11 protein-coding genes are annotated in these 13,284 nt (G+C 62.1%); 4 read left to right on the top strand and 7 right to left on the bottom strand.

Translation table 11 applies throughout. The annotated features are described in order from the left end of the window. Positions 1-39: 39 nt before the first annotated feature. The 3 genes from lipA to BSF44_RS12430 are packed head-to-tail and all read left to right on the top strand — an operon-like array spanning position 40 to position 2,537. On the top strand, positions 40-1,029 hold the full coding sequence (lipA, locus tag BSF44_RS12440) for a lipoyl synthase (protein ID WP_095943755.1): 990 nt from the start codon (positions 40-42) through the stop codon (positions 1,027-1,029). Between the two features lie 33 nt (positions 1,030-1,062). Then, positions 1,063-1,821, top strand: coding sequence for a M15 family metallopeptidase (locus BSF44_RS12435; protein ID WP_095943754.1), 759 nt, complete (start codon positions 1,063-1,065; stop codon positions 1,819-1,821). Beyond that, on the top strand, positions 1,818-2,537 hold the full coding sequence (locus BSF44_RS12430) for a L,D-transpeptidase (RefSeq protein WP_095943753.1): 720 nt from the start codon (positions 1,818-1,820) through the stop codon (positions 2,535-2,537). Before BSF44_RS12435 ends, BSF44_RS12430 begins: the two co-directional genes overlap by 4 nt. A 21-nt stretch (positions 2,538-2,558) precedes the next feature. Here the strand turns inward: BSF44_RS12430 and BSF44_RS12425 are convergent, their stop codons facing one another. From BSF44_RS12425 to BSF44_RS12395, 7 genes are all read right to left on the bottom strand, one after another. Beyond that, positions 2,559-3,947, bottom strand: coding sequence for a cytosine permease (locus BSF44_RS12425; RefSeq protein ID WP_095943752.1), 1,389 nt, complete (start codon positions 3,945-3,947; stop codon positions 2,559-2,561). A gap of 46 nt (positions 3,948-3,993) precedes the next feature. Continuing rightward, positions 3,994-4,734, bottom strand: coding sequence for a TorF family putative porin (locus BSF44_RS12420; RefSeq protein WP_095943751.1), 741 nt, complete (start codon positions 4,732-4,734; stop codon positions 3,994-3,996). A 107-nt stretch (positions 4,735-4,841) separates the two neighbouring features. Continuing rightward, the gene (locus tag BSF44_RS12415; protein WP_095943750.1) at positions 4,842-6,581 is read right to left on the bottom strand and encodes an amidohydrolase; all 1,740 of its coding nucleotides are present in this window, start codon (positions 6,579-6,581) and stop codon (positions 4,842-4,844) included. 18 nt (positions 6,582-6,599) lie between these two features. Continuing rightward, positions 6,600-8,396, bottom strand: coding sequence for an amidohydrolase (locus BSF44_RS12410; protein WP_095943749.1), 1,797 nt, complete (start codon positions 8,394-8,396; stop codon positions 6,600-6,602). Between the two features lie 200 nt (positions 8,397-8,596). Further along, the gene (locus tag BSF44_RS12405) at positions 8,597-9,622 is read right to left on the bottom strand and encodes a helix-turn-helix transcriptional regulator (RefSeq protein WP_256589065.1); all 1,026 of its coding nucleotides are present in this window, start codon (positions 9,620-9,622) and stop codon (positions 8,597-8,599) included. An 85-nt stretch (positions 9,623-9,707) separates the two neighbouring features. After that, positions 9,708-10,550: a nitrilase-related carbon-nitrogen hydrolase gene (locus BSF44_RS12400; protein ID WP_095943748.1), complete on the bottom strand. Its 843-nt coding sequence runs from the start codon at positions 10,548-10,550 to the stop codon at positions 9,708-9,710. Beyond that, positions 10,547-12,046, bottom strand: a complete 1,500-nt coding sequence (locus tag BSF44_RS12395; RefSeq protein WP_095943747.1) for a cytosine permease — start codon at positions 12,044-12,046, stop codon at positions 10,547-10,549. Before BSF44_RS12395 ends, BSF44_RS12400 begins: the two co-directional genes overlap by 4 nt. Positions 12,047-12,245: 199 nt before the next feature. Here BSF44_RS12395 and BSF44_RS12390 point away from each other — a divergent pair, with 199 nt between their 5' ends. Continuing rightward, complete coding sequence (locus BSF44_RS12390) at positions 12,246-13,157, top strand: LysR family transcriptional regulator (protein ID WP_095943746.1); 912 nt, start codon at positions 12,246-12,248, stop codon at positions 13,155-13,157. Positions 13,158-13,284 lie beyond the last annotated feature (127 nt).

Below are 13,284 nucleotides of genomic sequence, written 5' to 3'. Positions count from 1 at the left end.
TCCTACAGGTTCTGCTCCCTGCTGCACAAGGAAAACATCATGAATGCCATTGTCGAATCGACCGGCAAGAGCCCGGCGAAAGTAGAAATCGGCACCAAACTGCGCGGCGCGCAAAAGGTCGCGCGGATTCCGGTGAAGATCATTCCCACGGATGAATTTGCGCGCAAACCCGACTGGATTCGCGTGCGCATCCCGGTTTCGCCGGAGGTCGACCGCATCAAGGCCCTGCTGCGCAAGCACAAGCTGCACAGCGTCTGCGAAGAGGCGTCCTGCCCGAACCTGGGCGAGTGTTTTTCCGGCGGAACGGCGACCTTCATGATCATGGGTGACATCTGCACCCGTCGCTGCCCGTTCTGCGACGTCGGCCATGGCCGGCCCAAGCCGCTGGACGCCAACGAGCCGATGAACCTGGCCGTGGCCATCGCCGAGCTGCGCCTGAAATACGTGGTGATCACCTCGGTGGACCGCGACGATTTGCGCGACGGTGGTGCCCAACACTTCGTCGATTGCCTGCGGGAAATCCGCAAGCTGTCCCCCGGCATCCAACTGGAAACCCTGGTGCCGGATTATCGCGGACGCATGGACGTGGCCCTGGCGATCACCGCCCATGAGCCGCCGGATGTGTTCAACCACAACCTGGAAACCGTACCGCGCCTGTACAAGGCCGCGCGGCCGGGTTCGGACTTCGAGTGGTCGCTGGACCTGCTGCAGAAATTCAAGCAAGCGGTGCCCCATGTGCCGACCAAATCCGGCCTGATGCTGGGCCTGGGCGAAACCGACGAGGAAGTCATTGAGGTCATGCAGCGCATGCGCGAGCACGACATCGACATGCTGACCCTCGGCCAATACCTGCAACCTTCGCGCAGCCACTTGCCAGTGCAGCGCTTCGTGCACCCGGACACTTTTGCCTGGTTCGCCGAGGAAGGCACGCGCATGGGCTTCAAGAACGTGGCATCCGGGCCGCTGGTGCGTTCGTCCTATCACGCCGATCAACAACTTCATGGAGGTACGGACGGTTTCAAGCCATGATGGAATGACTGGTCATGCATGGAGCCGTTTCCGATGTCGCGTTCACCCTGTCTGTTGTTGCTGTGCCTGAGCCTTGCCACGCCGTGCCTGGCCGACGCGTCGAAACCCGGGTACATGGTGTATGTGCGCAGCGTCGACCCGGGCATCGAGCAGGACATCCGCTACGCCAGCGCGCACAACTTCACCGGGCATCCGCTCGACGGATACCAGGCGGCGGAGTGTCTGCTGTCGCAGGACGCTGCAAAGGCATTGGCCCGAGTGCAAAGTTCACTGAAAGCCGAGGGTTACGGCTTGAAGGTATTCGACTGCTATCGCCCGACCCGCGCAGTGGCGGACATGGGACGCTTCGCCACCGAACCCGGCGACCCGCTCAAGACCGAGTTCTATCCACGGGTCGACAAGCAGGACTTCTGGCGCCTGGGTTATGTGGCCCGGGTGTCCAATCACTCCCGGGGCAACACCGTCGACCTGACGATGACCGGCCCCGACGCCCTGCCCGCCGACACCTGGACACCTTCGGCCATGCAGGTGGATTGCACCGCCCCTTACGGCCAGCGCTGGCACGACGGCGCACTCGACATGGGCACCGGTTTCGATTGCTTCGATGAGCGGGCGCATACCGACTCGGCGCTGATCAACGCCACGGCCAAAGCCAATCGCCAGCGCCTGACCAGTGCCATGGCCAAGGAAGGCTTCGTGGGTTATTCGGCCGAGTGGTGGCACTTCACGTACAGCGGGAATCCGCAGAAGCCGGACGTCATGGACTTCCCCATCACGCCGCTTGCACCATGAACATTCTGCTCAAGGCCCTGTCGGTGGCGTTTATTCCGCTGACCGCAATGGCCCAGGGACTCGACGGCAGCGACCAACTGATCGTGGTCACCAGTAAAAACTGGGATGACATCCAGGGCACTGCCCAGCGCTATGAACGGCACGGGCAGACCTTTGAAGAATTCGAAGCGCCCTTTGCAGTCGTTCTCGGCAAGAGCGGCATGGGCTGGGGCAAGGGGCTGCTCGATATCGGGCAACCTGAAGGACCGGTCAAACAGGAAGGCGATGGCAAGGCGCCGGCCGGCATGTTCAAGCTGGGCACGGCGTTTGGCTACGCGCCTTCGGCCGAAACCCGACTTCCGTATCTACCGTTGACGCCGACCATCGAATGCGTGGATGACAGCCAGTCCACGCGTTACAACGAACTGGTCGACGCAGCGGTCGTGAAAAAGGACTGGAGCAGCTCCGAACGGATGCGCCGCTCGGATGAGCTGTACCGACAAGGCATCGTCATCCAGCACAACACCCCGGCCACGCCCGCAGCCGGCTCGTGCATCTTCTTCCACATCTGGCGCGGCCCCACGGCACCGACCCGAGGCTGTACAGCCATGGACCCGGCGAATATCGCACGGCTGTTCGATTGGCTCGACCCGGGCAAATCCCCGGTGCTGGTGCAACTGCCGCAAGCGCAGTACGAGCGGTTGCGCCAGCGATGGAAGCTTCCCGAGCGCCAGTAAACGCTGAACTTGTGGCGAGCATTAACCCCGCTCAACCACCACCGCACTCATCGACGGTTTGGCCAGCGCGTAATAGATCACACCCGGCACCAGCAGCCCGACGATCCAGGAAATATCCACGCCGCCCAGTTGCGCAACCATCGGCCCGGAGTAGAAATGAGTGTCGACAAAGGGCAACTGGATCAACACGCCGATCACATAGACGCTGATCCCCAGCACGTTCCAGCGACCGTAGCGCCCGTTCGGGTCGGACAGCGCCGGAACGTCGTAACGTTCTTTGTTGATGAAGTAGTAGTCCACCAGGTTGATCGCGCTCCACGGGGTGAAGAACGTCAGCAAAAACAGGATGAAGTACTTGAACGAGTTGAGGAACGAGTACTGCCCCAGCAATGCCAGCGTGGTGGATGCCGCGACGATCAGCAGCACAAACAGCATGCGCTGGCGGGCGGTGATTTCCAGGCGCCGACGAAAGCCACTGATGATGGTGGCGATGCACATGAAACTGCCGTAGGCGTTGAGGGTGGACACCGTGACCTTGCCGAACACAATGCTCAGGTACAGCAAGGACGCGATCACACCGCTACTGCCCAGGCCGACAATGGTCGCCACTTCGTGCCCACGGAAACTGGCCCCGGCCAGTGCGGCGGCGAACACCCCCAGCACCATCGAAGTCTGAGCCCCCAGCACTGTGCCGAGGCCCACGGCGGTGAAGGTTTTCCAGGACGAAGTCTTGCTCGGCAGGTAGCGCGAGTAGTCCGCCACGTAGGGGCCGAAGGCGATCTGCCAGGATGCCGAGAGCGACACCGCCAGCAGGAAGGTGCTCCAGGCAAAATGACGATTGTCGAGCAGCAGGCCGATGTCGTTGAGGGTCATCAACCGGGTGAACAGGTAGGCGAAGGCGATGATGCCCAGCACGCTGGCCACCCGCCCGACCAGGTGAATCACCCGATAGCCGAAGATCGTCAGGAACGCGATGCACGCCGCGAAGATCAGGATGCCGGCACTGTCGCTGACACTGATCAACTGCGCGATCGCCTGCCCTGACAGCACCGCGCCGGTGGCGCTGAAACCCAGATACATCAGGCACACCAGGACAATCGGGATCGCCGCGCCATACACCCCGAACTGCACGCGACTGGAGATCATCTGCGGCAGCCCGAGCTTCGGCCCTTGTGCCGCGTGCAGCGCCACCACGGCACCACCGAGCACTTGCCCGATCAGCAAGCCGATCAGCGACCAGAACACATCGCCGCCCAGCACCACGGCCAGGGCGCCGGTGACGATGGCGGTGATTTGCAGGTTGGCGCCGAGCCACAGGGTGAACTGGCTGTAGAGACTGCCGTGTCGCTCAGCCTCGGGAATGAAATCGATCGAGCGGGTCTCGATCAGGGGACTGCGTTGCGCACTCATGAGGGTGTTTCCTTTGTGGAACTGTTTTTGTTGTCAGGGACGGAATTTAAAAGGTCTTGGTGGCGCTGGCTACAACTGTCGCCGAACAGAGGTCGTCATAGCCGTACCAACTGCTGCACTCGCTTTTCGACAAGTCGGTATCGACATAGCTCAACCCCCAGGTCACGCCGACGAAGTCGCGGGTCAGCTTGGCTTCCCACTCGTAGTAAGACTCACGGCTATCGCCATTGGCGGACCAGAACGCGGGATCATTCACATCGTTGCGCCCAAAGCGCAGGTCCAGGCCGACTTCGGCCGGCAAATCGATTTTGTAGCCCACGTAGGTGTAAAGGGTGTCCTGGTCCTCGCCGAAAAAGTTCGGCGTGTCCTTGGAGTAAAAAGCACCCAGCTTCAGGCCGTACAGGTCGAGGACGGCGTACGCCTCACTGAGGTTGAATTCGGAGTTTTTCGGGTAGTCGTACTTGATGTAGCCCAGGTCCAGGCTGATGGCGTCCGTCGCCTGCCAGTAGTAACCGGCGTAGTACTCACGTTCCTGGCGGGTGTCGAAGCCGCCGCCGAAATCCACGTTGGAGGTCCAGGCGCCGATGTACAGGCCGCTGCTGTGCAGCAGCGTTGCGCCGCCCTGCACCGCCGGATCACCCAGGGTCTGCGAGATGCCGCGGGTGCGGTAGTCGCTGACGACGCCCAGGGTCATCTCCAGGCTGAAATCATCGTTGAGGACCAGGGCCTGGCTGGTCAGGGGGGCCAGTGCCAGTGCGGCGAGGGTCAATGCTGAAAGTGCGTTCATACAGTTCTCTTGTTGTTATGGCGTACGGGGAATTTCAGGCATGGCGATGCCAGGCCCCTCGCGCTACGAGGGGCTGGCTGGTTTTGCGTGAGCTGGGTGTACGCAGGTCAGGACGCGGGGGCGTAGACCTGCTTGCCGGCGAAGAAGGTGTTCAGGACTTTGGTTTCGAACAGGTCGTCATCGCTGACCTTGAACACATCGCGGTCGAGGATGATCAGGTCGGCCTGCTTGCCCGGTGCCAGCGAACCGATCTGCTGATCAAGGCGCAGGGTTTTCGCCGCGTTGATGGTGTAGGCGTAGAACATGGTCTGACGGTCGATGCTTTCCTTGGCATTGAGTACGCCCAACGGACCTTTGCGCGTGCTGGCCTGGGCAATGGCGTTGAACGGGTTGGCGCTCGACACCGGCCAGTCGCTGCCACCGGCAATCGTCGCGCCGGCGTTATGCAGGGATCGCGCGGGATACTGGTAACCGTAGGCAAAAGCGCTGATGTAAGGTTTGACCAGTTCGACGGTGTAGGACTCGCCGGTGGCCCACAGCAGTTGCATCGAAGCGATCACGCCCAGTTCTTTGAAGCGGGGAAACTCCTTGGGATTGACCAGTTGCAGGTGCGCGATGCTGTGGGGCACGGGTGTCGGGCTGAGCTTGCGCGCATACGCCACGCCATTGAGCGCTTCACGCACCGCGCGGTCGCCGACGGCATGCATGTGCACGATCCAGCCACGCTTTTCCGCCGCCACCACCAGTTCGCCAAAGTGCGCCGGGTCGGTCAGCAGTTGACCGTCCTTGTGGCTGTTCTTGTACGGCACGACGACAGCCGCCGTTTGTCCCGGGAACTCGAGAATGCCGTCGACAAATATCTTCACGCCGGGGAACGTCAGGTTAGGCACACCCTCGAATTGCTTCATCACCGTGGCAATCACCTCCAGGTCGGCGGGTTTGCTCTTCGGGTTGGTGACCATCAACGCGGCGACGTGGGCACTGAGTTCGCCGTTCTGCGCCAGCTCCTTGTACAGCGGCAGCACGCCGACACTTTCGGCGGTGGCATGGAAATCGAACAGCGAATCTTCGCTGCCGCCGTTCGCCGCCGCGTCCATCCAGGCGGTGACGCCGAATTGATTGTTGATCTTCACCGCCTCGCGAGCGGCCTTGAGCATGGCCTCCGGGCTCGGCGCCGGAATACCGTTGCGCACCACGTCCCAGCGGGATTCGGCGAAGTAGCCGTTAGGGGTGAAGTCCGCTTCATGGCCGACGAAACTGCGCTCTTTCTCCGGCAGGCCCTTGACCAGTGCCGCGTCGATGTTCAGACGTTTGAGCATCGCGTTGTTGGCCCAACCGGTGTGGCCGTCGATGCCACTGAAGACAATCGGTTGATCGGCCCAGCGCCCCTGGTTGAACACTTTTCCGAGCTCACGGCTCTTCTCCCAGTAGGCCGAACTGACCCCGGCCACGCTGATCACATCGCCGGAGCGGGCACGCCCGGCCTTGTCCTCTTCGATCAACCATTGCTCCAGTTCCGGCAAGGGTTTGACCTCGTCCAGCAGGTTGGCCTTCATGCTGTCGAAAGCGCCCGAGACCGGGTGGCTGTGGGTGTCGATCATGCCCGGCATCAACACTTTGCCCGCCAGGTCGATGCGCTGGGTCTTGGCATCGGCCAGGGCATTGATTTCGGCATCGCTGCCCACTTTCAGAATCTTGCCGTCTTGCACCGCAACAGCCTGCACCAGCGCCTGGCCGGGTTCGGCGGTAAAGACCTTGCCGTTGAACAACACCAGGTCAGCGGCGGCCATGGCCTGCACCGACGACAAGGCCAGCGCGGCGGCCAACAGGTTTGGAATCAATCGCATCGGAACACTCTCTGGTTTTTATAGGGCGGATCGGGAAGTAACAGCTTGGGAAACAACCTGTGGCGCGAGCCCCAGGAACGGCGCCTTGGCCCACACGACCTTGCCGCCGACCAGCGTCAGCAGCACGTCATTGCGGCCCAGTTCCTCCTCGGGCACCTGCATGAAGTTCTTGTCGAGCACGATCAGGTCAGCGAATTTGCCGACTTCGACCGAACCCAGCACCGCGTCCAGCTTCAACTGCTCGGCGGAACCAAGGGTGATGCTGCGCAGCGCTTCGGCTCGCGACAGCGCCGGATCTGCGTTGAGTCGCCCGGCATACTTGGGGCCATAGCTGTGCGGATTGGTCGGGTCGCCGGAACGGGTGACACCGACTTTCAGCGCCAGGAATTCATCCAGCGGATCGACTGGCCAATCGCTGCCAAACGCCACTCGACCGCCGGCATGGGCGATGCTGCCCGAGGGTTCCATGCGCTCGAATCGCTCGACGCCAAGGTGATCACGGGTGCCGTCGACCGTGGACGGTGCCTGCTGTGCCCACTGGAACGACATGGTGGCCGTGACGTCCAGTGCCTTGAAGCGTGAATAGTCGGCAGGGTCGACAGACTCGGCGTGGGCGATGGCCGGGCGGAAGTCTTGACCTGGCAGTTCCTTGCGCACGTAGGCGACGCTGTCCAGTGCATCGCGCACCGCGCGCTCGCCGGTGGCGTGCAGATGTGGATCGAGACCGGCCTTGACCGCTTGCAGCAACAACGGATTGAGCACTGGCGGCGGGAAGTACAGTTCGCCCAGGTTCTTGCCCGGCGTCCACTTCGGCGCCTTGTCGGTGCCGCTGTTGTGCAGGTACGGGGTCAACATGGCGCCGGTGTCCGCCGGGGCATTGATGATGCCGTCCATGAACAGTTTGACGTGGCGCATGTTCACGCCCGGCGCGACATGCACTTCGCCCTGGTCGTAAGTGCTGGCCAGGGCCTTGGCCTCGGCGATGGTTTTCACCGGGTCGGCGGCAGCGGCGGCCGGGTCCAGCTTGATCGCCAGCAAGGCCCGGGCGGTCAGCTCGCCGGACTTTTGCAGGCTGGTGAAGGCTTTGCCGTTTTCCGGGCCCGACAGCGCATCCATGAAACTGGTGATGCCTTGCCGGCGCATGGCGTCGAGGGCTGCGCGAACCTGATTGAGTTTTTCCGCCTCGGTGGCGGGCGGCACCACGGCGGCCAACGATTCGGCGGCGCCGTCTTCGCAGATGCCGTTCGGGTTGCCGGCGCTGTCGCGTCGGTATTTGCCGTCTTCGGGGTCAGCGGTGTTCTTGTTGATGCCGGCCAGTTCCAGGCCGCGAGAGTTGGTCAGCACGGTGTGAAAGTCGGTGGAGCGCACCTGGATCGGACGCCGGGTCTTGAGCGCATCCAGGGTCGATTTGTCCGCGTCGCCGTCGAGTCCGGTCATGCCCATGCGATCCCAGCTGCCCACTTCCAGCCACACGTCCGGGCCCTTGTCCTTGTCGGCATCGAGGCAGGCCTGGATGCTCGCCTGAAACTGCGCGCGGGTCATGGTCTGGTATTTCAGGTCGCACAGCGTCATGGCGCGGCCGCCATCGCCGGGATGCATGTGCGCATCGACAAAACCGGGCATCAGCATGCGCCCGGCCAGGTCGATCAGTTGTGTTTGTTTGCCGATGTAGCCGTCGACCCCGGCATCGCTGCCGACATAGACGATCTTGCCGCCCGAAATGGCAATGGCCTGCTGCACGGAATTCTGGCCATCGACGGTGTAGACGTAGCCATTGCGCATGACCGTGTCGGCGGGTGTCGCCGCCAACGCCATGCCGGAAAATGCCGTCGTCGCCGCAACGGCGACAAAAAGCCTGGAAAGTCTCAAATGCCTCACCCCTGTTCTTATTGTTTTGAAGCGGTCCGAGGCGACTGCGCCAGCCCCTGATAGACAGGGCCTACCCTATAGGGCGCAGCGTTCGAATGGACCTCTGCAAATGAGGAGGGGTGAGGCAAATAGTTGAAATGACGCGATTAATCGCGGCGCGCAGACTCAATCAACGAACCGGGCGAACGCAGGACCGAACCCAGTTCCACCTTGCTTTTCACGCCGAGCTGCAAATAGCAATTGCGCAGGTAGGTACGCACGGTCGCCGGGCTAAGGGACAGGAGTTTGGCGATTTCCTTATAGGAATGGCCGGCGGCGAACAACATCGCCGCCGTGCGTTCCCGAGGCGCCAGGCCTTCGGCCCGTGATGGCGCTTCGAGGGACAAGATGACATGTTCGGCATTGGGGCTCAGGGTCAACGCGCAGCGGCCCAAACGAACCACGCAGGGCGCTTTTTGCAACTGTGAGACAACTTCGACCGGCAGCATTGAACCGTTCCAGCCGGGCAGTTCACGCTGAATCGCTGCGCACAGTCGGGCGCCGACATACAGCAGGCTGCCGTCCATGCGCGCAACACCGAAGTCGCTTGCGCCGTCATCGGTGTCGAAGCGAATCATGTCCTGCACCTGGAACCGCCACAGCTGGAACAGGTGATCGCAGAATGCCGAAAACAGCTCGGCCTCGTGTTCATCGAAATGCTGTTCGTGCTGGCCGCGGTAGAGACAAACGAAGAACATCAAGCCACTCTCGGGCAACTCAAAGGTGATGCCCATCAAGTGGTAGAGATCGTAACGCCGGGCGAAATCGTTGACGGCTTCGCACGGGTCGTTGAACCCTTTATCACGCACCACCTCGCCGGGTTGACTCAGGGTGGTATGGGAGAACTGATCGTTTGCCGCCACCGGATGCCATTCGGCGGCAAAGGATTCAGGGAGATTGATGCTGCCGTGCATCCAGCTCTGCGGGACGACATTGGGACCCGGCGTAGACATTTCGCCCCACCAGGCCGACGCAAACGGCACCAGTTGACCGAATGCCTGCAAACCGTCGGCGATGAAGCGCGACGCGCCACTTTCCCGCGCCAGCCGTCCAACGTGCAACACGCAGCGATTGAACGCCTTCAGCGTGGCCATGGACGTGTTGTCGCCGGCCTTGATCTCCTCCTCAATCATTGCGATCCCGTTCACTGCATGGTTTTTGTCGTCTGGACGATGCCATAGGCTCGGGAAGGGGTCCAGCGCACTTTGACATCAGCAGTTACAAACCGCTGTGCAACCCGTACAACGATGGTCGGCGGTCCTTGTGCAGATCATTGCGGGCACTGATGCGCTTGTTGCGCGCCTCGGCGAGGTTCAGGGTGGCCAGCAACATCTGCTCGCCGCCCTGCTCCGCCGGCCCGGCCAACGGGTAGCCATCGGCATCGACGATGACCGAGCCTTGCACCCAGCCGACTCCACGCTCATGGCCATAACGATCACAGGCGGCGATGAACATGCGGTTGACCGAGGCATTGGCCTGCACCCGCAGCACTTCGGCCGGGCGCTCGGTCTGCGGCCGCGGACCGTCGGGCCAGTTGACCGGCGCGCACAGCAGATCGGCCCCGGCCAGCGCCGCAAGACGCACCCACTCGGGGAACTCCAGGTCGTAGCAGATCAGCATGCCCAGCCGCCCATGCACCGTTTCGACTACCGGTGGCGGCGCATCGCCAGCGGTGAAGATGTCCTTCTCCGCATCCCACAGATGCGCCTTGCGGTACACCGCGCGCAGGCCGTTGGCGTCGATCATCGCCGCGCTGTTGGCCAGTTCATCACCGGGCAGGCGCTCGCAGAATCCGCCGACGATCACCAGGTTCAGCTCACGGGCCAGGGCCTGCCACAGTTGCAAGGTCGGGCCGTCCACGGTTTCCGCCAGCGACAGCGCCTCAAAGCGGTCAGCGAACAGATAGCCGCTCTGCACCAGCTCGGGCAGCACCACGACTTGCGCGCCCTGTAAGGCTGCCCGGCGGATCGCGCGTTCGGTGAGCGTGCGGTTGTAGGCCAGGTCGCCGATTCTCGGTGCCAGTTGACAACAGGCGACCACGGTATTTTTTACGCTGTTCAACGCCCTGCCTCCGCAGATGAATAGGTCATGGCGACGATGTCGCTTTCACTCAGCGCGTCGATCACCCGGCGTTCGGCGGCCAGATCGATCGAACGGCTGAGCAGGTAATACGTCAGGCCCGACACCACCAGGCCCACCAGCCAGGCGATGTCCACGCCTTCCAGCACTCGCGCCAGCGGGCCGACGAAGACCTCTTTGCCGGCGGCGGCATCGTAGATGTAGAAGAACGGCACCATGGCGGCGAAGCCGATCAGGTACGAGACGATGCCGCGAAATTGCCAGGCGCCGTAGATGCCCTTCGGCGTGAAGAAATGCGGGATCGCGTAGCGGCCCTTGCGCACGAAGAAGTAGTCCACCAGGTTGACGGCGGTCCACGGCACGAGGAAGTACAGCAACAGCACCAGGAAGGTGTTCAACAGCGCGATGCCGTCACCTTTGATCGACAGCACGCAGGTCAACAGAATGACGCTGATCACACTGATCGACAGCACACGGGCGCGGGGTGTCGGGGTGATTTTCCTGATCGAGTCGACACCGGTCAGCAGCGTCAGCATGGCGCTGTAGGTGTTGAGGGCGATGATCGGCAGGAAGCCCGCCACCGAGACGATCACCAGCAGATTGCCCAGCCCCGGCACCATCGAGGAGCCGACCTGGTTCAACGCCACCAGCGCATCCGCCGCTTTCAGCTCCTGCGCCAGCCAGGCGCCGAGTCCGATCATCCAGCTGCCGGACAACGAGGCGCCAATGAACACCGCCGCGATCAGTTTCGCCCGGCTGGTGTTTTTCGGCAGGTAACGGGAATAGTCAGACACGTAGGGGGCATAGGAAATGTTGTAGCTGGCACCGATGGCGAACAGCGTGGCGAAGGCCACCCAGTTGAAGCCCAGGTCGGCCGCTGGCGTGACGCCTTCCTGGCCCGCGCCGAACATCAGGGCGATGGTCACCAGTGCGTACAGCGGCAAGGTCGCCAGCAAGGCCCACTTGAAGGCCTTGTGCATCAGGTCGTGGCCGTAGATCGACAACAGCGCGCCGATCAGCACTACGGCCACGGCGACGATGGTCGGGTCGATGCCGAACACATGTTCAAGGCCGTTCATGATCAGCGAGATGTTCACCACGTTGAAGCCGACGAACACAAACATCGTCGCCATCAACGCCAGGATCACCCCGCGATAGCCGAACTGGGCGCGGGACTGGATCATCTGCGGCAGGCCCATTTCCGGGCCTTGTGAGCCGTGGAACGCCATGAAGATGGTGCCGAACATAATGCCCAGGGCACCGGCGAGCATGGTCCACAGCGCAGACAGGCCGAGGCTCGGGCCGACAAAACCGATGGAGATGGTGAAGAAGTGGAAGTTGCCCAGGAACCAGAAAGGGCCCTGACTGCTGAGTTTGGCGTGACGTTCGTTTTCCGGGATGTAGTCGATGGAGTGGCCTTCGATGGCCAACCCGCCGCTCGCCTCGGTGGCGTGCGCAGACACTGGGGAACCTGACATACGATTGTTCCTATGCTGTTGTTTGTTGTTTTTGTGGGTATAGCGCTCGCTACGACGTCCAGTTCAGGTGAAACTCCAGAAAAAACTGACGATGACGCTGGTTTCACGGCAATGTAGGGCGTGAGTCCGGGCAGTAAAATATCGCAGGCACACTGTTCACATAGATCAGCATCTATGTAAGCGAGAATCGGGAGACCCCATGCTGGGAACTGTAACGGAACTGGATCTGCGCCTGATCCGGGTATTTCTGACCGTCGTCGAAGCGGGCGGCATCTCGGCGGCACAAACCGCCCTCAACACCACGCAACCCACGATCAGCGCGCAGCTGGCGACGCTGGAAGCCCGGGTCGGTTTCCGTCTGTGCGAACGCGGGCGCGGCGGGTTTTCGGTAACGCCCAAAGGCACTCAGTTCATTGACGCGGCCCGACGCTTGCTGGCGGCGGCCGAAGGTTTCCGGGTCGAGGTGCAGCACATCAATCGAAAAGTCTCGGGCAGCATCAACATCGGCCTGCTGGGGCAAATCGACCCGGTGGCGAACAGGAAAATCGGCCAGGCCATTGCCCGTTTGCGGGCGCGGCACGAAGGGCTGTACTTCCATTTCACCGAACTGTCGTCGTCGCTGCTGGAAGAAAAAATCATCAACGGCCATATCGACCTGGCCATCGGTTACTTCTGGCATCGCCTGCCCAGCATCGATTATTTCCCGCTGTTCCCGGAAACCCAGATCGCCTATTGCGCGCCCTCGCACCCGCTGTTCGGACAAGTCGGCGCACTGACCCGGGAAGATGTCAGCGGGTTCGACTGGGTCTGGCCGAGCCATCCCCTGCCGGAAATGCCGGCCCCCACGTCCATCGAGCGCCTGACCGTGCTCACCGACAGCATGGACGGCGCGGCCCTGCTGATCCTGTCCGGTCAGCACCTGGGGTTTCTGCCGCAGCACTACGCCACCCGCCATGAACAACTAGGGCAGTTACACCCGCTGAACCCGGATCTGTTGCGCTATGAGGTGAGCTTTCATGCGGCGGTGCGGCATTCGGCGCGGCAGCGGGACCTGGTGAGTGCGTTTCTGAATGAGCTGATCGAGATTTTCGGGGCGGTGCAGGAGCGATGAGTCAGTCTCTGTAATGACGCCATCGCCAGCAGGCTGGCTCCCACAGGGTTGGTGGGTCAACCGGGATTACTGTAGGAGCGAGCTTGCTCGCGATGGTCGCGAACAATGGCACGTGTTTTCTGGATAA

Source organism: Pseudomonas sp. ACN8, assembly GCF_002303925.1.
Lineage (GTDB): Bacteria > Pseudomonadota > Gammaproteobacteria > Pseudomonadales > Pseudomonadaceae > Aquipseudomonas.
Note: the sequence above shows the minus strand (reverse complement) of the source record. Positions and strands in the feature narration are given on the sequence as shown.

Bases quoted from the DNA above. Each gene is read 5' to 3' on its own strand.
- BSF44_RS12435 (WP_095943754.1), top strand. From the start codon at position 1,063: ATGTCGCGTTCACCCTGTCTGTTGTTGCTGTGCCTGAGCCTTGCCACG.
- BSF44_RS12395 (WP_095943747.1), bottom strand. From the start codon at position 12,046: ATGTCAGGTTCCCCAGTGTCTGCGCACGCCACCGAGGCGAGCGGCGGG.
- BSF44_RS12415 (WP_095943750.1), bottom strand. From the start codon at position 6,581: ATGCGATTGATTCCAAACCTGTTGGCCGCCGCGCTGGCCTTGTCGTCG.
- BSF44_RS12405 (WP_256589065.1), bottom strand. From the start codon at position 9,622: ATGATTGAGGAGGAGATCAAGGCCGGCGACAACACGTCCATGGCCACG.
- BSF44_RS12420 (WP_095943751.1), bottom strand. From the start codon at position 4,734: ATGAACGCACTTTCAGCATTGACCCTCGCCGCACTGGCACTGGCCCCC.
- lipA (WP_095943755.1), top strand. From the start codon at position 40: ATGAATGCCATTGTCGAATCGACCGGCAAGAGCCCGGCGAAAGTAGAA.
- BSF44_RS12430 (WP_095943753.1), top strand. From the start codon at position 1,818: ATGAACATTCTGCTCAAGGCCCTGTCGGTGGCGTTTATTCCGCTGACC.
- BSF44_RS12410 (WP_095943749.1), bottom strand. From the start codon at position 8,396: ATGGCGTTGGCGGCGACACCCGCCGACACGGTCATGCGCAATGGCTAC.
- BSF44_RS12425 (WP_095943752.1), bottom strand. From the start codon at position 3,947: ATGAGTGCGCAACGCAGTCCCCTGATCGAGACCCGCTCGATCGATTTC.
- BSF44_RS12390 (WP_095943746.1), top strand. From the start codon at position 12,246: ATGCTGGGAACTGTAACGGAACTGGATCTGCGCCTGATCCGGGTATTT.